Origin of the sequence: Paraburkholderia kururiensis, from assembly GCF_034424375.1 — a bacterium.
Lineage (GTDB): Bacteria > Pseudomonadota > Gammaproteobacteria > Burkholderiales > Burkholderiaceae > Paraburkholderia > Paraburkholderia kururiensis_A.
Map to the genome: position 1 here is coordinate 4,649,145 of NZ_CP139965.1, position 20,295 is coordinate 4,669,439.

A 20,295-nucleotide genomic window follows, 5' to 3' on the forward strand; every position below is an offset into this window, starting at 1 on the left:
CCGTCAAGCTCGGTTACGCGTACTCGGCGAGCGCCGTGCGCATCTTTTTCATCGCGCTCGCTTCGATCTGACGGATGCGTTCGGCCGACACGCCGAATTCGTCGGCAAGCTCGTGCAGTGTGGAGCCGCCCGAGCCGTCGTCGGCCACGTTGAGCCAGCGCGCTTCGATGATGCGGCGGCTACGTGCATCGAGCGCTTCGAGCGCGCTCGCGATGCCGTCCGTCTGCAGGCGATCGTGCTGCTTCGCGGCGATAACGGCGGTGGGCTCGTTGTGCGAATCCGCCAGCCAGGCGATAGGCGCATACGATTCCTCGCCGTCTTCCACCTGGCCTTCTAGTGCCACGTCGCCGCCGGACAGACGCGTTTCCATCTCCACCACTTCCTCGCGCTTCACGTTCAGTTCCTGCGCGAGGCCCTCGATCTCTTCCGGCGTGAATGCCTGCACGCCCTGCTTGTGGCTGCGCAGGTTGAAGAACAGCTTGCGCTGCGCCTTGGTGGTGGCAACCTTCACCATGCGCCAGTTGCGCAGGATGTATTCGTGGATTTCGGCCTTGATCCAGTGGATCGCGTACGAGACGAGCCGAACGTTCTGCTCGGGATCGAACCGCTTGACCGCCTTCATCAGGCCGATGTTGCCTTCCTGGATCAGGTCGGCATGCGGCAGGCCGTAGCCCAGGTAGTTACGCGCGATGGACACCACGAGGCGCAGGTGCGACAGCACCAGCTTGCGCGCGGCGTCGAGGTCGTTGTGCTGACGATAGTCGGTGGCGAACTGGCGCTCTTCCTGCGGCGTCAGCATGGGAATCCGGTTCACCGCCTGAATGTAGGCGTCGATATTGCCCAGCTGGCCGGGCAGGAGCGTGAACTGCGCGAGCGCCAGCGAACCTGCCGGAGCGGCCTTGGCCGACGACGGGCTCAGAGTACTCGGAAGGGTCATTGCGTTGCTCACGGATGAGAACTCCTGTGGGTTCTTGCAAAGTCAGACTTCGACTGTACGGTGCATGTTAGCACTCTGGTTTACCGAGTGCTAATTCTTGGATAGATTCCAGGGCCGGAGGTTCCCGGAATGCTATCGAAATTCGTCTCTTAATAGTATGACGCCCAGCGGGCAGAATTGTCAGGCCGCGCGTAGAATTCTCGCGAAAGCCAGCAGCGCCGCAAAAAGCGGTCGATTTTTCCGGAATTTGAAGGAGTTATTTGCTGCAAAGAGCGATGAGGGACGGGTTCGGTTTTTGCTACTCTGCTGGCCTATATTGGGGCGGTCGCTCCTCGATCAAGATCAAAATCCGACTAACAGGGCGTTCGATGATCAGAGAAAACTGGGCGTGGCGCAGCCGGGTCGTAAAGGTCGTGCTGGCGGCCGCGCTGGCAGGTCTGTCCGCCAGCGCGGCGGCGGACCAATTCGGTATCCAGGTGACGGGCGCGGTGGCCGATCACCATGTACGCAAGCTCGATCTGGGGTTTGTCTGGGATCCGAACATCACGTGGTGGGAAATCGGCGGCTGGCACTTCACGGTGCTGGGCGAGGCCCATGCGGCGTGGTGGCATACCGACGAAGGCAACGTACACAACAATATCGGCGAGTTCGGCGTGGGGCCGGTGCTTCGGTTCGTGAAGAGTTCGGGCTGGGTGCGGCCGTTCGTGGAAGCCGGCGTTGGCGTGCGGTTGCTCACCAGTCCCACGATCTCGACCTCCTATACGCTTTCCACGGCCTTCCAGTTCGCCGACATGGTGGGCGTGGGTGCCCAGTTCGGCAGCCATCAGCAGTACCAGGCCGGCTATCGCTTCCAGCACGTATCGAACGCCGGTATCAAAGAGCCCAATCCTGGTATAAATTTCAGCCAGCTATACCTGCAGTACAACTTCTGAATCGTGGCTGCTCTCGCGCAGCCCGCCGATGCATAAGGGGCGCAAGCGATGGCGGCAAAAGTGATCGAGGCGATTCGCGCACTTGAGCGCGACCGCTTTCGCGCGATGGTGGACGGCGACGGGCCGTTGCTGAGCGCGCTGCTCTCGGACAACGTGATTTACGTTCACACGAACGGCAAGCGCGAAACGAAGCAGCAGTTCATCGACGCGATCACAGCGGGCCGCCGACGTTATCGCCAGATCGAGATCCAGTCGCAGGACGTGCTGCCTGTGGGTCGCGAGACCTGCGTGGTGAGCGGTCGCGCGCTCATCGAAATGGAAGCGAACAACGGCGCGCTGCTGTTTCCCATCGCGTACACGGCCATCCAGACGCAGGAAGACGGCCAGTGGCGCCTCGTTGCCTGGCAGGCCACGCGTTGCGCGATCGAATGACGGCGCCGTTGCGGCGCCGCTTCTCGTTTCCTCTCTACGCTGCCGCGCGCCGGTCGATATCCGGCCACGCGGCACGGTTGACCGCGCTCACCACGGCGTCGGCCACGGCAGTCGCGGGGTCCTCGGCGACGCCTACGCCGTGGCGCACCGCCTGGCCGCCCACACGGCAGCCTACAAACACGGCTGTCCGGCCGTCCGCGGCACGCGCCGTTTCGTGAGACGTGATTTCCACGGTTTCGCCCGACGCGCCCGCCATTGCCCGAACAATGGCCTGGGCATGGGCCTCGAGCGCGTGTGCGTCGTGCGCTGCCTGCTGCCCGCCGGCTGAAGCAGCCATCGGCGCGATGGGTACCACCAGATCGCGCTCGTTCCAGCGCAGCTTGCCCGCGCTGATGCGGCGAGCCGGCCCTTGCGTTTCGAAGTATTCGCGGGCGAAGAGCGCGCAGATCGACTCGCCGGACATCTCCGCGCCCGACGAATCCGTGGCCGCCTGCACGGCGTGGCTGAACTCGATCTGCACGCGGCGCGGCAGCGTGAAGCCCATGCCGCGCTCGAGCAGCCAGGTGGCGCCGCCCTTACCCGACTGGCTGTTCACACGGATCACCGCATCGTAGCTGCGGCCCAGGTCCGCGGGATCGACGGGCAGGTACGGCACTTCCCACACGGCATCCGGGCGCTGCTGCGCGAAGCCCTTGCGGATGGCGTCCTGATGCGAGCCGGAAAACGCCGTGAACACGAGGTCGCCGGCATACGGATGGCGCGGGTGCACCGGAATCTGGTTGCAGCGCTCCACGACGCGGCGCACCGCGTCGATGTCCGAGAAATCGAGGCCGGGGTCGATGCCTTGCGTGTAGAGGTTCATGGCCAGCGTGACGAGATCGACGTTGCCCGTGCGCTCGCCGTTGCCGAAGAGGCACCCTTCGACGCGATCCGCGCCCGCCATCAGCGCGAGTTCGGCGGCCGCCACCGCCGTGCCGCGGTCGTTGTGGGGATGCACGGAGAGCACGATGCTGTCGCGGTAGGCGAGGTTGCGGTCCATCCACTCGATCTGGTCCGCGAACACGTTGGGCGTGGCTGCCTCCACGGTGGCAGGCAGGTTCACGATCATCTTGTGATCGCGCGTGGGGCGCCACGTTTGCGCCACCGCGTCGCACACTTCACGCGCGAAGGTGAGTTCGGTCATGCTGAAGGTTTCGGGCGAGTACTGGTAGATCCAGTGCGTCTGCGGCCGGGCGTCGGCGTGAGCGCGGATCCGCTTCGTGCCCTCCACGGCGAGCGCCTTCACTTCGTCTTTCGACTGGTCGAACACGATCTTGCGGAACGACGGGCAAATCGCGTTGTACAGATGCACGATGGCGCGCGGCACGCCGTCGAGCGCCTCGAACGTGCGGGCGATCAGGTCTTCGCGCGACTGCACGAGCACTTCGATGGTGACGTCTTCAGGAATGCGCTTTTCGACGATCAGCTTGCGCACGAAATCGAAATCGGTCTGCGATGCCGAGGGGAAACCGACCTCGATCTCCTTGAAGCCGATGGCCACCAGCATTTCGAAGAATTCGAGCTTCTGGTCAATGTTCATCGGCTCGATCAGCGACTGGTTGCCGTCGCGCAGATCGGTGCTCATCCAGATGGGCGCGCGTTCGATGGTGCGGGTGGGCCACTTGCGGCCGTTCAAACGGATGGCGGGGAAGGGACGGTATTTCTCGGCGGGTTGACGCAACATGGCGAGCCTCATTCGTCGTGTCGTTGCGAGAGGCGGTGGGCATCGGGCGGCTGGCCGGTTGCTGCCGCTGCACGGTGCGCCTGAGGCGCGACGTGCATTTGACCCTCGCGATTCGCCCGCACGGTAAGCGGACGAATACTGACGACTTACAGGTTGTAAAGGGAACTGCGATTTGGGGTGAAACGGAAACTACGGAAACTGCCGGGAGGACCGCGCGTTGAAGAGGGCGCGCGGCGCTACGCCTTGCTTACGCTAGACGTAGCGATAGGGGCCGCGGTAGGCGGCCGAAGGTAATTCGGAGGGTGTTCGGAATGGAACGCATTGGGCCAATGTATGCGAGACCAGCGGGCGCTGTCAACCGCCCAGCCGCTTCGCGATGCCGGCAATGACTTCGACCTGGCGCTGAATCGCGGGCGGCACGGGCGTTTCGCCACGCATCACGGCTTCGATCCAGGCCGCGGTGGTAGCGGCATCGCGGGCTTCGGGCAATTCGGCCTGTGGTGCCTCGGGCGACGACCGTTCCGCTTCAACCAGCGTCTCGCAGACGCCGTCGTGCAGCCAGTCCACCTGGACCTGTCGACGCGTGTCCGCCACGGGTTCGCCTTCCGTGCCGCGCGCGAGCAGCGCGCCGCCGGTCGCCACGTCGGGATGTGAATTGAAGAGCGCCGTCAGACTTTCCCGATAAGGCGGGTGCGTGTAGTTGACGAGCCGCAGCCCCGGCGGCGCGAACGGCTGAAGGATTTTCACGAGCGTGTGCGTCGAGTTGCGCACGCCCATCCGACGGCGCAGCGCGAGCAGCCGGGCGAGCTTCGGCGCAAGCACTTCGATGGGCGTGAACGCAAGGCGACGCGAGGCCAACTGCGCTTCGGCGTCGTCGCGCGAGCGCGCCGCCTCGATGTCGAGCGCCGCGAAGATTTCCGCACTCGTGACCCGGCCGGGGTCCGTACTCACGCCGTGCACGAGCACCGGCACACCCTCGCGCGCGAGTAGCAAAGCGAGCAGGGGCACCAGGTTGGGCTGGCGCCGTGCGCCGTTGTAGCTGGGGATGGAGACCGCCGATACGGCGTGCGCGCCAGTGGCCACACGGATCGGTTCGAACGATGCATGAGCGGCGGCGAGCATGGCGGCGAGTTCGTCGGCGGTTTCGCCTTTCAGCCGGTAGGCGAGCAGGACGGCGCCGAGCTCGAGGTCCGACACCCGGCCGTCGAGCATCGCGGCGTAGAGCGCGCGCGTGTCTTCGGACGAAAGGGCGCGCGCACCGTGCGGTCCGCGGCCGATCTCCTTGATGAGGTGGGCACACGGAAACGGATCGGCAAGATTGGCTGGCTCGGTCATGGCAAAGGCGGTGCGGGCCGGCGCTGGAGCGCTGGCGTGTCTCGGGCGGATTGAAACGGAATGGCGTTCAGTATCGCATGAGGCTGCCACGGACGATCGTTCGCGCCCCGCGGCTCGCGCCTGTGCAAGCGATGCTCGCCGCAGTTTGCACGGCGTTGCCGGGCCCGCCTGCGAGGCGCCTTGCATTCCGGCGTGCGCAGGCGGCACACGCTACACTCATCGCTTTCTCGCCGCGCACGCGGCTTTCCAACAGGACGGAGAACGGAATGACATACGTGTTTGCTCCGACGCCGGTCGTAGCGGTGCCGGTTGCGGGTTCCAGCGAGCTGTTCGCGGTGCGCCGCATCTACTGCGTGGGCCGCAATTACGAGGCGCACGCCCGCGAAATGGGCCACGACCCGGAGCGCGAGCCGCCGTTCTTTTTCGGCAAGCCGGCCGACGCCGTGGTGTACGTCGCGCCCGGCGAAACGGGCGAGTTTCCGTATCCGTCGCTCTCGAAGAACGTGCATTTCGAGATGGAAATGGTGGCGGCCATCGGCAAGGCGGGCAAGGACATTCCGGCGGAGCGCGCGCTCGATCACGTGTACGGCTACGCGCTCGGCCTCGACATGACGCGCCGCGATCTGCAGGCCGAAGCGAAGAAGCTCGGTCGTCCGTGGGACACCGCGAAGGGCTTCGACCACTCCGCTCCCGTGGGTCACATCCATCCCGCGGCGAAGATCGGTCATCCGGCCAAAGGCGCGATCTGGCTCACCGTGAACGGCGAAGAAAAACAGCGCTCCGACATCTCGCAACTGATCTGGCCGGTGGCCGACACCATCGCGTATCTCTCGACGCTGTTCGAACTTCAACCCGGCGATCTGATTTTCACGGGCACGCCGGAAGGCGTGGGCGCCATCGTGCCCGGCGACGTGATGAAAGGCGGCGTGGACGGGCTCGGCGAATTCACGGTGCGCGTGGTCTGAGCTGTCGGCAGGGAGGAGACACAACACATGCAGCTCTACAGCTATTTTCGAAGCTCGGCGTCGTATCGCGTACGGATCGCGTTGAACCTGAAAGGCCTGTCCTACGATTACGTGCCGATTCATCTGCTGCGCGGCGGCGGCGAGCAGTTTTCGCCCCAGTATCGCAAGCTCAATCACGATGCGATCGTGCCCACGCTCGTAGACGACGGCCACGCGCTTCAACAGTCGCTCGCGATCGTCGAGTATCTCGAAGAGACGCATCCCACGCCGCCGCTCTTGCCCGCAACGGCCGTGGATCGCGCGCATGTGCGGTCCCTCGCGCTGCAGATCGCGTGCGAGATTCATCCGCTCAATAATCTGCGCGTGCTCAAGTATCTGAAGCACACCGTGGGTGTGACCGACGACGTGAAAGACGCGTGGTACCGGCACTGGGTGGAAGCGGGCTTCGAGACGCTCGAAGCGCGACTTGGGGGCGATGCCCGCACGGGCAAGCTGTGTTTCGGCGACTCGCCGACGCTTGCCGACGTCTGCCTCATCCCGCAGGTGTTCAACGCGCAGCGCTTCAAGGTGGATACCGCGCGCTTTCCGACGATCCAGCGCATCTACGACCACGCCGTGCAGCTCGATGCGTTCGAGCGCGCGGCGCCGGGGCGGCAGCCGGATTCGGAGTGATCGAGGTTCGCGCGGCACGCGAGCTGATTGCGTCGCGCGGCGCAGCAATGAAAAAGGGGCGGCCGCTCAGATGGGGACGCCCCTTTTGTTTTGCATCCGGCGATGCGAAGCGTTACGCGCCCAGTAGCGCGTCGGCGAACTCCTCGGCACTGAACGGCTGCAAATCTTCCACCTTTTCGCCCACACCGATGAAGTACACCGGCACCGGCCGCTGACGCGCGATCGCGGCGAGAATGCCGCCCTTCGCCGTGCCGTCGAGCTTCGTGACGATGAGGCCGGTGAGGCCCAGCGCGTCGTCGAAGGCTTTCACCTGGGCGAGCGCGTTCTGACCGGTGTTGGCGTCGATCACGAGCAGCACTTCGTGCGGTGCGCCGTCGAGCGCCTTGCCGATCACGCGCTTCACCTTGCGCAACTCCTCCATGAGGTGAAGCTGGGTGGGCAGGCGGCCGGCCGTGTCGGCCATCAGCACGTCGACCTTGCGGGCGCGCGCGGCGCCCACCGCGTCGAAGATCACGGCGGCCGGGTCACCGCTTTCCTGCGACACCACCGTCACGTTGTTGCGCTCGCCCCAGATGGCGAGTTGCTCGCGCGCGGCGGCGCGGAACGTGTCGCCGGCCGCGAGCAGCACCGACTGATTGAAACGCTGCAGATGCTTGGCGAGCTTGCCGATGCTCGTGGTTTTGCCCGCACCGTTCACGCCGGCAATCATCATGACGAGCGGCTGCGCGCGACCGAGCACGAGCGATTTTTCGAGCGGCTTCAGCAGATCGACCAGCAGGCCCCGCAGCGCAGTCTTCACCTGCTGTGCGTCGGTGAGCCGGCCCGTACGGACCTTCTCGCGCAGCGATTCGAGCAGGAACTCCGTGGCTTCAACGCCTGCGTCGGACATCAGCAGCGCGGTTTCCAGCTCTTCGTACAGGTCTTCGTCGATCCTGGTGGCGACGAAGATGCCTGCAATGTTCGAGCTGGTTTTGGACAGACCGCTTCGGAGCCGCGAGAGCCACGACTTCTTCGCTTCGGGTTCCGGCGCGGGCGGCGGAACGATTTCGACTGTTTCGACCGATTCGTCGTCGGCCTGGCCGGTTGGGGGAGCGTAGGCGACCTGTGGTGCAGCGGCTTGAGCTGCGGACGATGGCGCCACGGCTGGATCTGTCGTGACCGGCCTTGCCGCGACCGTCGGCGGCGTGACGGCGGGTTGCGCGGATGCGGGCGAAGGCGCCGGGATGTCGGCGGCGGGTCGCTGTTGAGGTGGTGATGCTTCAGGCTCGCGTGCGGATGGCGCCGGTGCCGCGGCTGGCGTTACGCGAGCGGCTGCCTCCAGCGGCGGCGGCGTGGTTTCCGCGACGGCGGCCGGCTGCTGCGCTGGTTCACTTTGAACCTCGGCCGGAGTCTCGGCCTGCGCATCGGCGGGCGCGCCTTCGGCGGCTTTCGATCCTCTGAATCGCTTGAAAAAACTGAACATGATTTGGCGTGTCTGGTGCGAGGCCGACGCACCGTGTCCGACCCTTGGGCGGCAACGACTGGCGTGGCAGGTGCGGGATGCGCGAATGCGGAACGTGCAAACGCGCCATTTTATCAGGCGGCATCCGGCCTCGTTGCGGCGCGGTGGTCACGTACCGGGCTGCGTCTGCCGGGAAGGCCTGTGGTAACGTTGGCGCTCCGGCACCTTATCGCTCATCACCTGTATGTCCCGTTCTTCTCCTTCGCGCGCCCATGGTGCCCACACTGCCGCGCCGGTGCGAGGTAAATCGGCTCACACCGTGCGGATCATCGGCGGCGACTGGAAGCGCACGCCGCTTCCGGTGCTCGATCTCGACGGCCTGCGGCCCACGCCCGACCGCGTCCGCGAAACGCTTTTCAACTGGCTCGGCCAGCGGCTCGACGGCGAGCGGTGTCTCGATCTCTTCGCGGGCAGCGGCGCGCTCGGTTTCGAGGCCGCGTCGCGCGGCGCCGAGCGCGTGCTCATGGTGGAGCGCAACGCGCGCGCGGCTGCACAACTGCGCGCGAACCAGGCGCGTCTCGATGCGCGGTCCATCGAAGTCGTGGAGGCGGACGCCTTGCGTCTTGCCGCGGGTCTCACGCCGGCATCGTTCGACGTGGTATTTCTCGATCCGCCGTTCGGCGACAGCACGACGCTGGAACGGGCGCTCGACGTCGCCGCGCCGCTCGTCGCCGCCGACGGCTTCCTCTATGTCGAGGCCGGCGCGCCGCTCGACCCCGCGCAAACCCCGGCGCTGGCTGGCTGGGCGGTGGCTCGCCACGGCAAGGCGGGGGCGGTCCACTATCATTTGCTGCAGCGCGAAAATGAGGAATAATGCGCGTTCCATAACAAGCGCCGGACGGCTTGCCGTCACGTGCGCGGTCGCGGGCATGGCCGTCGCCGTCGGCGTGGCGCCCTCATTTGTCTGTTGAGAGGAGAAACAACATGGTAGTCGCCGTGTACCCGGGTACGTTCGACCCGCTCACGCGCGGTCACGAAGACCTCGTGCGGCGCGCTTCGAGCATCTTCGACACGCTGGTGGTCGGCGTGGCCGACAGCCGCAATAAGAAGCCGTTTTTCTCGCTCGACGAACGCCTCGACATCGCCCGCGAGGTGCTGGGCCACTATCCCAACGTGCAGGTCATGAGCTTCAGGGGACTGCTTAAAGACTTCGTTCGCAGCAACAACGCGCGTGTGATCGTGCGCGGCCTGCGTGCCGTGTCCGACTTCGAATACGAGTTTCAGATGGCCGGCATGAACCGCTACATGCTGCCGGACGTCGAGACCATGTTCATGACGCCGTCCGACCAGTATCAGTTCATCTCCGGCACCATCGTTCGTGAGATCGCGCAACTGGGCGGCGACGTCAGCAAGTTCGTGTTTCCGTCTGTCGAGAAGTGGCTGCAGGACAAGGTGTCCGCGCTGGGCGGCCCCGCCATTCCGAAGAAGCCCTGAGCAATTTCACGAAGCGGCGTAAACTGGCGGCTGTGTCTAACGCAACGAAACACGGCCTCTGTTTACCCCGCCTCCGTTTTCGGCTGGCCGCTTATGCGGCGTCCAGCGGAAACGATCGGCGCCAGAGGGAAGAGGCCGCCAGGAAGTGAGAAAAGCATGGCCCTGATGATTACCGACGAGTGTATCAATTGCGACGTTTGCGAGCCCGAGTGCCCGAACGACGCCATTTCGATGGGCCCGGAAATCTACGTGATCGACCCCAACAAGTGCACCGAATGCGTCGGCCATTTCGATGAGCCGCAATGCCAGCAGGTGTGTCCGGTCGAATGCATTCCGCGCGACCCCCAGCACGTGGAGACGCGTGATCAATTGATGGAAAAGTATCGCGGTCTGATGGCCGCGAAGAATACCTAGCCTATAGCGTTAGCCTGGCGGGGCGGCCGTTCTACCGGCCGAGCAACTCGCCCAGCGCACCGGCGAGCGTGTCGCATTCCGTGTCGGTGCCAATCGAAATCCGCAGATACTGGTCGATGCGCGGCGCCTTGAAGTGCCGCACGAAGATTTCGCGCTCGCGCAGCTTCGCCGCGAGCGTTGCGGCATCGTGGTCCTTGTGTCGAGCGAACACGAAGTTCGCGGCTGACGGCACCACATCGAATCCGAGTGTTTCGAGCTTTGCGGTCAGGCGTTCGCGGCTGGCGATTACGCGCGCGCAGTTCGTCTCGAACCACGCCGTGTCTTCGTAGGAGGCCGTTGCGGCTACCTGCGCCAGCCGGTCGAGCGGATACGAATTGAAGCTGTCCTTCACGCGGTTCAGCGCCTCGATGAGCGCCGCATCTCCGAACGCAAAACCCACCCGCATGCCCGCCAGCGAACGCGCCTTGGAAACCGTCTGCACCACGAGCAGATGCGGATAGCGATCGATCAGCTTCACGGCCGACCGCGCGCCGAAGTCCACATACGCTTCGTCGATCACCACTACCGATTCCGTATTGCGCGCCACGAGCGCTTCGATCCGGTCGAGCGGCAGCGCGCGGCCCGTGGGCGCATTCGGATTCGGAAACAGCACGCCGCCGTTGGGCATGGTGTAGTCGTCGATACGGATTCCGAAGCTTTCGTCGAGCGCGACCGTGCGATAGGCCACGTCGTACAGCCGTGCGTAGGTGGGATAAAAGCTGTACGTGACGTCGGGGAAGAGCACGGGGTGTTCGTGCTTCAGCAGCGCCTGGAACACGTGCGCGAGCACTTCGTCGGAGCCGTTGCCGACGAACACCTGGTCCGCCCGTATACCGTGATGCGCGGCTACGGTTTCGCGCAACCGACGCGCGCTCGGGTCCGGGTAGCGACGCAGTGCTTCGCCCGTGTCGCCGAGTTCGCGGCGAATCGCCTCGACCACGCGCGGCGAGGGCGGGTAGGGATTCTCGTTGGTGTTGAGCTTGACCGGATGCGCGAGCACCGGCTGTTCGCCGGGCACGTAGGGTACCAGTCGGTGGACGATGTCGCTCCAGTAGCGGCTCAAGGCAGCCTCCCGTTCGTGTTCAGACGCGATGCAGTTGCATCATCGCGCGCTCGAGTTCGCCCTTCACGACGAGCGGCATCACGGCGAGCGAGCGTTCGATGGACGCATCGATCACGTCCTGCTCTTCCTTGCGCGGCGGCTTCAATACGAAGTTGGCGACATCCGGCTTTGCCCCCGCTCGCGCGCTCTCGGGAATGAGATCGCGAGGATGACCGATGCCGATTCGCAGGCGCCAGTAGTGCTGTGTCGACAGATGGGCGGAGATGTCCTTCAGCCCGTTGTGACCGCCGCTGCCGCCGCCCAGCTTGAGCTTGACCGTGCCGGGTGGGAGATCGAGTTCGTCGTGCGCGACGAGAATCTGGTCGGGCAGGATCTTGAAGAAATGCGCGAGCGCGACCACCGACTGCCCGGAGCGGTTCATGTAAGTCTGCGGTTCGAGCAGATGCACTTCCTCGCCGTAAAGGCGCGCTTTCGCGTAGTGGCCATGGAAGCGCCGCTCGTCGCGCAGCGACGTGCCTGCTTCGCGCGCGAGCTGGTCCACGAGCCAGAAGCCGGCGTTGTGGCGAGTCGCGGTGTATTCGGCGCCCGGGTTACCGAGCCCGACGATCAGCCTGATCATGATGAGGTTCTCGCGGCCGCGCCGCTCGAGGGCGAGGCATGCAACGATCGAAAAAAAACCCGCCGGGGCGAACCGCGGCGGGTCACGTCGTCCGTTTCATTGAAACGGATCGAGAGGATAGCTTGCCTATCTCTCAGCTCAGGCAGCGGGCTTCTCGCCTTCGCCTTCCGCGGCAGCATCGGATGCTGCGCCAGCCGGAATCGTCGCCGAAACGACAACCGGATTTTCAGCTTCGAGGTGAGCCGTGAGCGAAACGCCGTTCGGCAGCGGGATGTCCTTCGCGTGCAGCGACTGACCGGCTTCGATCTTCGCCAGGTCGAGTTCGATGAACTCAGGCAGTGCGGCCGGCAGGCATTCCACTTCGATTTCGTTGAACACGTGCGAGATAACCGCGCCCGACAGCTTCACGGCCGGGTTGGACTCCTGGTTCAGGTAGTGCAGCGGCACCTTCGTGTGGAGCTTGCGGCTTGCGTCCACGCGCTGGAAGTCCACGTGCAGCACGAGCTGACGGAACGGGTGGTATTGCACGTCGCGCAGCAGCACTTGCTGCGACTTGCCGGCCACTTCCAGGTCGAGGATCGACGAGTGGAAGGCTTCCTTCTTCAGGGCGTGCCACAGCGCGTTGTGATCGAGTTCGATCAGTTGCGGCTCGGCGCTGGCACCGTAAACGATGCCCGGCGTCTTGCCGGTATTGCGCAGGCGGCGGCTCGCACCCGTACCTTGCAGGTTGCGCTCGAAAGCGACTACTTTCATCTTGCTTCTCCAATGTACTGCCCGCGACCAGGCAGTAAAAACGGGGCCTTCGCACGCTGGCTTAGGCCCCAACAGAATGGCGCGAACCTTCGTTCGCTCGCGCCTTGTTGCGAATAGGCGCGGTATCCGGAAATACCGCGCTTACCGCGAAACCTTTAACTTTCGGCGAACAGCGACATCACCGAGTCGCCGCGACGGATACGCGAGAACGTCTCCGCGAGCAGACCCGCGCACGAAAGCGAACGAATCTTCGAGCAGGCGCGGGCTTCGGCGCCAAGCGGAATGGTGTCCGTCACAACCAGTTCGTCCAGCGACGAGCCGGCGATACGCTCGCCTGCGCCGCCGGAGAGCACCGGGTGCGTGGCGTAAGCGAAAACCTGCTTCGCGCCGCGATCCTTCAGTACCTGTGCTGCCTTGCACAGCGTGCCGGCCGTATCGACCATGTCGTCCATGATCACGCAGGTGCGGCCTTCCACTTCACCGATGATGTTCATCACCTCGGCGACGTTCGCCTTCGGACGACGCTTGTCGATAATGGCCAGATCGCAATTGAGCTGCTTTGCAAGGGCCCGGGCGCGCACCACGCCGCCGACGTCAGGCGAAACGACCAGCAGGTTCTCGTAGTTCTGCTTGCGCAGATCGCCGAGCAGCACGGGCGTGGCGTAGATGTTGTCGACCGGAATGTCGAAGAAGCCTTGAATCTGGTCGGCGTGCAGATCCATGGTGATGATCCGCTCGACGCCGGCAATTTCCAGCATGTTCGCCACGACCTTCGCCGAGATGGCCACGCGCGCGGAGCGCGGGCGGCGGTCTTGCCGGGCATAGCCGAAGTAGGGGATGGCGGCGGTGATCCGGCCTGCGGATGCGCGCTTGAGCGCATCGACCATGATCATCAGTTCCATCAGGTTGTCGTTCGTCGGCGCGCAGGTGGACTGCAAAACGAAGACGTCCTTGCCGCGTACGTTTTCCTGGATTTCAACCTGGATTTCGCCGTCGGAGAAACGGCTCACCATTGCTTTACCGAGGGGAATTCCAAGAATCTTGACGACATCCTGAGCAAGCGCAGGATTGGCGTTGCCAGTAAAAACCATCAGGCCGTCATGGCTGCTCATCATGCACCTGCTTCAGGCTGGGCGGAGGAATGCGAGAATTTTTGGCAGGGGAGGAAGGACTCGAACCCTCGAATGCCGGAATCAAAATCCGGTGCCTTAACCAACTTGGCGACTCCCCTACACTAACTTTGAGCTCCACCGGGCCGGTAGGACTGCCCGATGACGCAAAACCTATGTCGCGAAAGCGAAGAGTGGATGGGTATCGAGGCTTTCCGTTACCACGCTCAACCAACCTGCCGGCATTTTGGCTTGCGCCGCTTCTGCTTCGGCCTGGCTGGCAAACGCTGCAAAAACGCTTGCGCCTGATCCGGTCATCCGCGCGGGTGCGATGTTGTCGAACCATCCCAGCACCTGCGCAACTTCCGCGTATTTTCCCGCGACAACCGGCTGCATGTCATTTCGGCCGAAGCTTTCTGGCCATCCTGCGCTGCAACCTTGCTGTGCAAGAAAGTCCGTCATTGTGATGACTTTCGTGCTTCTTGTCAACGCCTCATCCGAAAAAATTGCGGCGGTGGGGACATGTGCCCGCGGCGTGACAACGAGGAAAAAACGCCGCGGCAATTGTACAGCCTGAAGCGCTTCGCCAACACCCTCTGCGAAGGCACTTTTGCCGAAGACGAAGAAGGGCACGTCGGCGCCAAGCTTCAGTGCAAGCGATTGCAGTTCCGCACGAGACAGATCGAGTGTCCAGAGGCGATTGAGTGCGAGTAGCGTGGTGGCCGCATCCGAACTGCCGCCGCCCAGTCCCGCTCCCATCGGCAGTCGCTTTTCGATCTCGATCTCGACGCCTTTGCGCGTGCCCGTGTACTGCTTGAGCAGCGTCGCGGCGCGCACGGTGAGGTCCTGCTCGGGCGGCACGCCTCGCACTTCGGTTTTACGCGTGATCTCGCCGTCTTCGCGCGCGGTGAAATGCAGTGTGTCGCCCCATGCGAGGAGCTGAAAGACGGTCTGCAGCGAGTGGTAGCCGTCAGGCCGGCGCCCCGTGATGTGCAGGAAAAGGTTCAGTTTGGCGGGCGCAAGGCAGCCGCGCAGCGAATCGGGTGTTTCGGTCATGGGAAAAGCGCAGGGCGCAGCTTACTGGTCGAGCACGAGCTTGATGTCGAGCGGCGGCTCTTCGCGGCTCAGGTTGACGCGCTTCACGCCGATGGCGGGTGCATCGGCATACGAGAGATAGTCGATGGTCCAGCCGTCCTGGCGGATTTGCTTGAGCCGCGAATCCTGCCCGGCGTCCTTTTCGGTCTGTGCGTGCGACGTGGGCGCGACGGACGGTTGCAGCCAATAGCGCAACCCTTCCACAGGCAGCGCGAAGCCGAGCGCGTTTTGCATCAGCGTCGATACGTTGTCTGCCGTAAGCGGTTGCCGGTTGGGCAATTCGAGCGTGGCGGCCGCGGGCGAAGACGTCACGATGGCGAGCGTCTGCCCGAACGGATTGAGCAACTGAAGCGTGACGGTGTCGCCGTTCTCGCGCCAGTCGAAGTTGCCGTACGCGTTGCGCGGCTGTCCGTTCTGGTCGACGTACTGCACGGCGAAGCGCCCGTGATACGCGCGGCTCGTTTGCGCGGTGACAGAGGTCGCCGCGTTCGAGGTCGACTCGGCGGGATGCGGCACGCTCGCGCATCCGGCAAGCGCGATGGCGAGCACGGCGGCGAAGCCCAAGGCACCACGCCGTGCAGCCTTGTAACCGCCGCCGGATGCACGAGGAAAACGGGAAGCGAAGCGATTGGCGTGACGGGATGAATGCATCAGAGATCGTTCACCTGAAAGCGCTTGAGCGTTTTCACGAGGGTGTCGTTATCGGGTTCGAGCTTGCGTGCGTCGCGCCACGTGGCGCGCGCTTCGTCCTGGGCGCCGCTCTTCCAGAGCACTTCGCCCAGATGAGCGCCGATTTCGGCATTCGGCTGCAACGTATAGGCCTTGCGCAGCAGCTTGATGGCATCCGACGTATCGCCGAGCCGGTATTTGACCCAGCCCACGCTGTCCATGATGAACGCGTCGTTGGGCGCGAGCGACGAGGCCTTCTCGATCAGCTTGTCCGCTTCCTGGAGGCGCTGGTTACGGTCGGCCAGCGAGTAGCCGAGCGCGTTGTACGCCTGCGGATTGTTGGGCTGTGTGCGGATCAGCCTGCGCAGTTGCGTTTCCATGACGTCGTAGTGCGCGTTCTTTTCTGCTGCCATCGCGTAGTCGTAGGTCAGATCCGGGTCGTCCGGAAATTGCTCCACCGCTTTGGCGAGTCGCGCTTCGGCTTCGGGGTAGCGCTTCGCGTCGAAGAGAATCGCGGCGTCCGTGCGCGCGATGAGCGCCTGATCGCGCGGGTCCGCAGCCTGAATGCCGGCGAGGAGCTTGCGCGCGTCGTCGGGCTTGCCCTGCTTTTCGAGCAGTTGCGCGCGCGTAACCTGCGCCGGAATGTACTGCTGGCTGTCGGGCTGAATGCGGTCGAGCCACTTCGCCGCGTCTGGCTCGTTCTTCTGCTCGAGCGCGAGTTGCGCGAGATAGATGTAGGCCTGGCCCGGGTCACCACCGGGCGTTTTTTCGGCCTGCTGCGCGTACTGCGTCAGATATGCCTGTGCTTCAGGGAATTTCTTCTGCTGGATGCTGATGAGCGCGAGCGCCATCAGCGGCGTGAGGTCGCCGCTGCTGTCCTTGCGCATGGTCTCGAACTGCTTGCGCGCGTCGTCGAGGCGGTCCGCTGCAAGGTACGTCTGCGCAAGCGCGAGCCTTCCGTCGTGCGACTTCGGATTCTGCTGAACATACTTCTCGAGTGACGCGATTGCTTCGTTGCGCTCGTCCGGACCCATCTGCGCAAGCATCAACGCGGCGGGCAGGTAGTCGGGGCGAATCGAGAGCGCGGTTTCGAGCGACTTGCGCGCACCGGGCACGTCGTCGGCGAGCAGTTGTTGCCGGCCGATGGCAAGTTGCGCCTCGGGCCGGCTCATGTCGTTCTTGAGCAGGTCCTTGAGCGTATTCAGTCCGCCCACGCGATTGGGGCCGCGCGAAAGCAGCAGTTGCAGCGAGAGAATTGCGCTGCCGCGATTCTCTTCCGACACGCGCGCAAGCTCGCGAGCGAGCAAAGGCTCAGCGTCCTCAGGACGGCCCGAGAGCACGAGCAGCGATGCATCGAGCTGCGCTGCGCGGTCCGACTCGGGTGCGTACTGCTGCCAGAGCTGCGCGGCGGCCAGGGCGTCCGACGGACTTTGCGCTGCGATGGCGATTTCGGTGGCACGTTGCGCCATGCGCGGGTCGTGCGTGTCGCGTGCGAGGGCGAGGTACGTCTGGTAAGCCGGCGCGGGCTGGTCGCGCTGCAGCGCGATTTCAGCTGCCAGCACCTGGAATACGATCTGGCTCGTCAGCGGAACGTCAGGCAGAGACTTTTGTTCCTCCGCAGTGGGCGCGCCGAGCATATCGGGCATTGCCGACGTGTCGCCCGTGTCCGGGGAAGGGGCCTGCGCGAACGCGGGGGCGGCGGCGAGCGTCCACGCCGCAACCACCGCGGCGCCAAGGAGGCTGCGGACCGAAACGGCCGGCGGCAGGTGGAGCTGAGGCAGGGCGTGCGCCCGGCGCTTCGCAAACAGCTTCACGAAAGACAGTTCCATGGAAATCCGTTCAATGTTTCGGACGATTGTAACGCGCTCGCTACAATAAGCGCACAATCGGCCACGCAGCCAGCAAACCACTTAGACATGCCAGAACTGCCGGAAGTTGAGGTTACCCGTCGGGGAATCGAGCCTTATGTCGCGGGCCGTCGCGTAGCACGCGTCGACGTGCGTACCGCCGCCCTGCGCTGGCCGGTTCCGGCTGGACTCGCCCGCCTTTTGAGGGGGCGCACCGTGCACAAGGTCGAACGGCGCGGCAAGTACCTGCTGTTCGAGATCGACGAAGGCTGGTTCATCGTACACCTCGGCATGACGGGCACGCTGCGAGTGCTGCGCAACCTCCCGCATCTGCCGGCTGCGGGCAAGCACGACCACATCGACTGGATCTTCGACGACTTCATTCTCCGGTTTCGCGATCCGCGGCGCTTCGGCGCTGTACTGTGGCACCCGCGGGAAGCGGGCGACGTGCTCGGTCATCCGCTGCTTGCGAACCTGGGCATCGAGCCGTTTACCCCGGCGTTTTCCGGCGCGCTGCTGCACCGGAAAACGCGTGGCCGCAAAGTTTCCGTCAAGCAGGCGCTGTTGGCCGGCGACATCGTGGTGGGCGTGGGCAACATCTACGCATCGGAGAGTCTCTTTCGCGCGGGCATTCGGCCCACTACGCCGGCGGGTCGCGTGTCGCTCGCGCGTTACGAACTGCTCGCGGATGCCATCAGAGCGACGCTCGCAGCGGCCATCGAGAAGGGCGGCAGTACGCTGCGCGACTTCGTGGGCAGCGACGGTGAGAGTGGCTACTTCCAGCTCGACTATTTCGTCTATGATCGCGCTGGCCAACCGTGCCGCGTGTGCGGCACGCCGGTCCGGCAGATCGTTCAAGGCCAGCGTTCCACCTACTATTGCCCGGTCTGCCAGCGCTGAGACCCGGCTTCGCTTTTCTCGCTTCCGCTCTTGTCATGCTCGCTCCCACTGTTCTTTCGTCGTCCGCGCAGCCCACGTACGACGCATTTTCCGCGCGACTCATCGCGTGGCAGCGTCAGCACGGCCGTCACGACCTGCCGTGGCAGAACACGCGCGATCCCTATCGCATCTGGCTGTCGGAGATCATGCTGCAGCAGACGCAGGTTTCCACGGTGATCCCGTATTACGCGCGTTTTCTGGATCGGTTTCCCGACGTGGCCGCGCTCGCCGCCGCACCGCTCGACGACGTGATGGCGCTGTGGGCCGGGCTCGGCTATTACTCGCGTGCGCGCAACCTGCATCGCTGCGCGCAGGTGGTCGTGGATGAGCACGGCGGCGTGTTTCCGGACAGCGTAGATGCGCTCGCGGAACTGCCCGGCATCGGGCGTTCGACGGCCGCGGCTATCGCATCGTTTGCATTCGGCGTACGGGCGACGATCCTCGACGGCAACGTGAAGCGCGTGCTCGCGCGCGTGTTCGGCGTGGAAGGGTTCCCGGGCGACAAGCGCGTGGAAACCGCGATGTGGTCGCTGGCCGAATCGCTGGTGCCGGGCGCCGAGGCAAGCGACGCCGACGTCACCGCCTACACCCAGGGCCTCATGGATCTGGGCGCGACGCTGTGCGTGCGCGGCAAGCCCGAATGCGCGCGCTGCCCGTTTGCCGACGACTGCGTTGCGAACACAACTGGCCGCCAGCGCGAGCTACCGGCGGCGCGGCCGAAGAAGACCGTGCCGACGCGCCGTACGTGGATGCTCGTGCTGATCGATGGCGATGCCGTAATGCTGGAGCGGCGTCCTCCAGCAGGCATTTGGGGCGGCCTGTGGAGCCTGCCCGAGGCGGTGAACGAAGCGGCACTCGCGGAGCGCGCCCGCGCGTTCGGTGCACGCGGCGCGGCGTCTGCGCTTGCGTCGCTCACGCACACGTTCACGCATTTCAGGCTCGACATCGAGCCGCGTGTGATCGAAATGGATCGCGTCGCGAGTGCCCAGCCTGCGGCCGGCGACGCTGAAACCGCCTGGGTCTCGCTGAGCGACATCGATTCGTATGGAGTGCCCGCGCCCGTGCGCAAGCTGTTGGACGGGTTGCGCGGATCGTTGCTGTAGCGGGTTGGCTCTCGCAGCGAACGCTATATGGCCTACAGCAATTGATGCTGCTGCATGTAGTGGTGCACGACGTCGATGCGTGCGCCGGCGTCCTGCAATTCCATGAGCTTCTGCCGCGCGCGCAGCGCAATGGGCAGCACTTCGGCGAGCCGGTTGGATACCCACGTCGGGTCGTCCAGGCGGAAGGGTTCGGCGAACGGCACGCTGTCCGTGTCTCGCTCGCGAATCGTTTCGATGATGCGCTCCAGCACCTCTGCGCATGCGCCGAATTTAGCGAGCCGGTCGGTGCCTTCCAGCGGGGCGTCGTCGCCGATAGGCTCGGCCATGCCGACCAGAAGCCCGCTTGCTTCCACCCGATGCGACAACAGCCGGAAACGCCGCGTGCCGCGTGCGCGTACCAGCAGCATGCCGAACGTCTCGACGTCGCATTGTTCGATCTCGGCAAGGCACCCTGTCGTTTCGGGGATGGAAGGCTCGTCCGGCTGAGCCACTTCGCCGCCGCTCTTCAGCAGGCAAACGCCGAACGGCGTGTTCTCGCGCAGACAGTTGCGCGCCATGTCCAGGTAACGCGCCTCGAAGATCTTGAGGGGCAGCAGGCCGTCGGGGAAGAGCACCGTGTGCAGCGGGAACAGCGGTAAATCGGCGAGTACGGCATTGGTAGAGGACATGGCGCAACGCTTTCGGTTGAGGCCGCGCGGCGCGGCCAGTTGGGCA

General features: G+C 64.6%; 21 protein-coding genes and 1 tRNA gene. 9 read left to right on the plus strand and 13 right to left on the minus strand.

The features are described from left to right. Positions 1-13 precede the first annotated feature (13 nt). The gene (rpoH, locus tag U0042_RS20905) at positions 14-949 is read right to left on the minus strand and encodes an RNA polymerase sigma factor RpoH (RefSeq protein ID WP_114809329.1); all 936 of its coding nucleotides are present in this window, start codon (positions 947-949) and stop codon (positions 14-16) included. Positions 950-1,305: 356 nt separating this feature from the next. Here rpoH and U0042_RS20910 point away from each other — a divergent pair, with 356 nt between their 5' ends. Then, positions 1,306-1,869 carry an acyloxyacyl hydrolase gene (locus tag U0042_RS20910; protein ID WP_114809328.1) on the plus strand — a complete coding sequence of 188 codons (564 nt, stop codon included), beginning with the start codon at positions 1,306-1,308 and terminating at the stop codon, positions 1,867-1,869. Positions 1,870-1,917: 48 nt separating this feature from the next. Beyond that, positions 1,918-2,301: a nuclear transport factor 2 family protein gene (locus U0042_RS20915; RefSeq protein WP_114809327.1), complete on the plus strand. Its 384-nt coding sequence runs from the start codon at positions 1,918-1,920 to the stop codon at positions 2,299-2,301. 34 nt (positions 2,302-2,335) lie between these two features. Here the strand turns inward: U0042_RS20915 and leuA are convergent, their stop codons facing one another. Both leuA and ybiB read right to left on the minus strand, forming a co-directional pair. Continuing rightward, entirely contained in the window at positions 2,336-4,024 is a 1,689-nt protein-coding gene (leuA, locus tag U0042_RS20920) for a 2-isopropylmalate synthase (protein ID WP_114809326.1), read from the minus strand. A gap of 354 nt (positions 4,025-4,378) precedes the next feature. Then, a complete protein-coding gene (gene ybiB / locus U0042_RS20925; protein WP_114809325.1) occupies positions 4,379-5,359 on the minus strand; it encodes a DNA-binding protein YbiB in 981 nt (326 codons plus the stop codon). 266 nt (positions 5,360-5,625) lie between these two features. On the opposite strand from ybiB, the gene U0042_RS20930 reads away from it, so the two are divergent. Together U0042_RS20930 and maiA are read left to right on the plus strand one after the other, a co-directional pair. After that, positions 5,626-6,324 (plus strand): fumarylacetoacetate hydrolase family protein, encoded by a 699-nt coding sequence (locus U0042_RS20930; protein WP_114809324.1) that lies wholly within the window; start codon positions 5,626-5,628, stop codon positions 6,322-6,324. A gap of 27 nt (positions 6,325-6,351) precedes the next feature. Continuing rightward, positions 6,352-6,996 carry a maleylacetoacetate isomerase gene (gene maiA, locus U0042_RS20935; RefSeq protein WP_114809323.1) on the plus strand — a complete coding sequence of 215 codons (645 nt, stop codon included), beginning with the start codon at positions 6,352-6,354 and terminating at the stop codon, positions 6,994-6,996. A 112-nt stretch (positions 6,997-7,108) separates the two neighbouring features. Here maiA and ftsY read toward each other — a convergent pair whose 3' ends face one another. Next, on the minus strand, positions 7,109-8,458 hold the full coding sequence (ftsY, locus tag U0042_RS20940; RefSeq protein ID WP_114809322.1) for a signal recognition particle-docking protein FtsY: 1,350 nt from the start codon (positions 8,456-8,458) through the stop codon (positions 7,109-7,111). Positions 8,459-8,681: 223 nt separating this feature from the next. Between ftsY and rsmD the strand changes: the two genes are divergently transcribed. The 3 genes from rsmD (at position 8,682) to U0042_RS20955 (ending at position 10,345) form a co-directional block, all read left to right on the plus strand. Then, positions 8,682-9,311, plus strand: a complete 630-nt coding sequence (gene rsmD / locus U0042_RS20945; RefSeq protein ID WP_114809321.1) for a 16S rRNA (guanine(966)-N(2))-methyltransferase RsmD — start codon at positions 8,682-8,684, stop codon at positions 9,309-9,311. A gap of 110 nt (positions 9,312-9,421) precedes the next feature. Continuing rightward, positions 9,422-9,931, plus strand: coding sequence for a pantetheine-phosphate adenylyltransferase (coaD, locus tag U0042_RS20950; protein ID WP_114809320.1), 510 nt, complete (start codon positions 9,422-9,424; stop codon positions 9,929-9,931). A 156-nt stretch (positions 9,932-10,087) separates the two neighbouring features. Next, entirely contained in the window at positions 10,088-10,345 is a 258-nt protein-coding gene (locus U0042_RS20955) for a YfhL family 4Fe-4S dicluster ferredoxin (protein ID WP_114809319.1), read from the plus strand. A gap of 31 nt (positions 10,346-10,376) precedes the next feature. Here U0042_RS20955 and hisC read toward each other — a convergent pair whose 3' ends face one another. From hisC to U0042_RS20995, 8 genes are all read right to left on the minus strand, one after another. Continuing rightward, positions 10,377-11,447 carry a histidinol-phosphate transaminase gene (hisC, locus tag U0042_RS20960; protein WP_114809318.1) on the minus strand — a complete coding sequence of 357 codons (1,071 nt, stop codon included), beginning with the start codon at positions 11,445-11,447 and terminating at the stop codon, positions 10,377-10,379. Between the two features lie 19 nt (positions 11,448-11,466). Next, entirely contained in the window at positions 11,467-12,066 is a 600-nt protein-coding gene (pth, locus tag U0042_RS20965) for an aminoacyl-tRNA hydrolase (protein WP_017772639.1), read from the minus strand. 138 nt (positions 12,067-12,204) lie between these two features. Continuing rightward, positions 12,205-12,819, minus strand: a complete 615-nt coding sequence (locus U0042_RS20970) for a 50S ribosomal protein L25/general stress protein Ctc (RefSeq protein ID WP_114809317.1) — start codon at positions 12,817-12,819, stop codon at positions 12,205-12,207. A 155-nt stretch (positions 12,820-12,974) separates the two neighbouring features. Then, positions 12,975-13,931, minus strand: coding sequence for a ribose-phosphate pyrophosphokinase (locus U0042_RS20975; protein ID WP_114809518.1), 957 nt, complete (start codon positions 13,929-13,931; stop codon positions 12,975-12,977). A 42-nt stretch (positions 13,932-13,973) separates the two neighbouring features. Beyond that, positions 13,974-14,050, minus strand: a tRNA-Gln gene (locus U0042_RS20980). Between the two features lie 52 nt (positions 14,051-14,102). Then, positions 14,103-14,984, minus strand: coding sequence for a 4-(cytidine 5'-diphospho)-2-C-methyl-D-erythritol kinase (gene ispE, locus U0042_RS20985; protein WP_114809316.1), 882 nt, complete (start codon positions 14,982-14,984; stop codon positions 14,103-14,105). Positions 14,985-15,005: 21 nt separating this feature from the next. After that, positions 15,006-15,674 (minus strand): lipoprotein insertase outer membrane protein LolB, encoded by a 669-nt coding sequence (gene lolB / locus U0042_RS20990; RefSeq protein ID WP_114809315.1) that lies wholly within the window; start codon positions 15,672-15,674, stop codon positions 15,006-15,008. Further along, complete coding sequence (locus tag U0042_RS20995) at positions 15,674-17,521, minus strand: tetratricopeptide repeat protein (RefSeq protein ID WP_114809314.1); 1,848 nt, start codon at positions 17,519-17,521, stop codon at positions 15,674-15,676. Before U0042_RS20995 ends, lolB begins: the two co-directional genes overlap by 1 nt. 87 nt (positions 17,522-17,608) lie before the next feature. Here U0042_RS20995 and mutM point away from each other — a divergent pair, with 87 nt between their 5' ends. Together mutM and mutY are read left to right on the plus strand one after the other, a co-directional pair. Then, complete coding sequence (gene mutM, locus U0042_RS21000) at positions 17,609-18,439, plus strand: bifunctional DNA-formamidopyrimidine glycosylase/DNA-(apurinic or apyrimidinic site) lyase (protein ID WP_114809313.1); 831 nt, start codon at positions 17,609-17,611, stop codon at positions 18,437-18,439. Between the two features lie 35 nt (positions 18,440-18,474). Then, positions 18,475-19,581 carry an A/G-specific adenine glycosylase gene (gene mutY / locus U0042_RS21005; RefSeq protein ID WP_114809312.1) on the plus strand — a complete coding sequence of 369 codons (1,107 nt, stop codon included), beginning with the start codon at positions 18,475-18,477 and terminating at the stop codon, positions 19,579-19,581. Between the two features lie 32 nt (positions 19,582-19,613). On the opposite strand, the gene U0042_RS21010 is transcribed toward mutY, so the two are convergent. Then, complete coding sequence (locus U0042_RS21010) at positions 19,614-20,249, minus strand: LON peptidase substrate-binding domain-containing protein (protein WP_114809311.1); 636 nt, start codon at positions 20,247-20,249, stop codon at positions 19,614-19,616. Between the last annotated feature and the right edge of the window lie 46 nt (positions 20,250-20,295).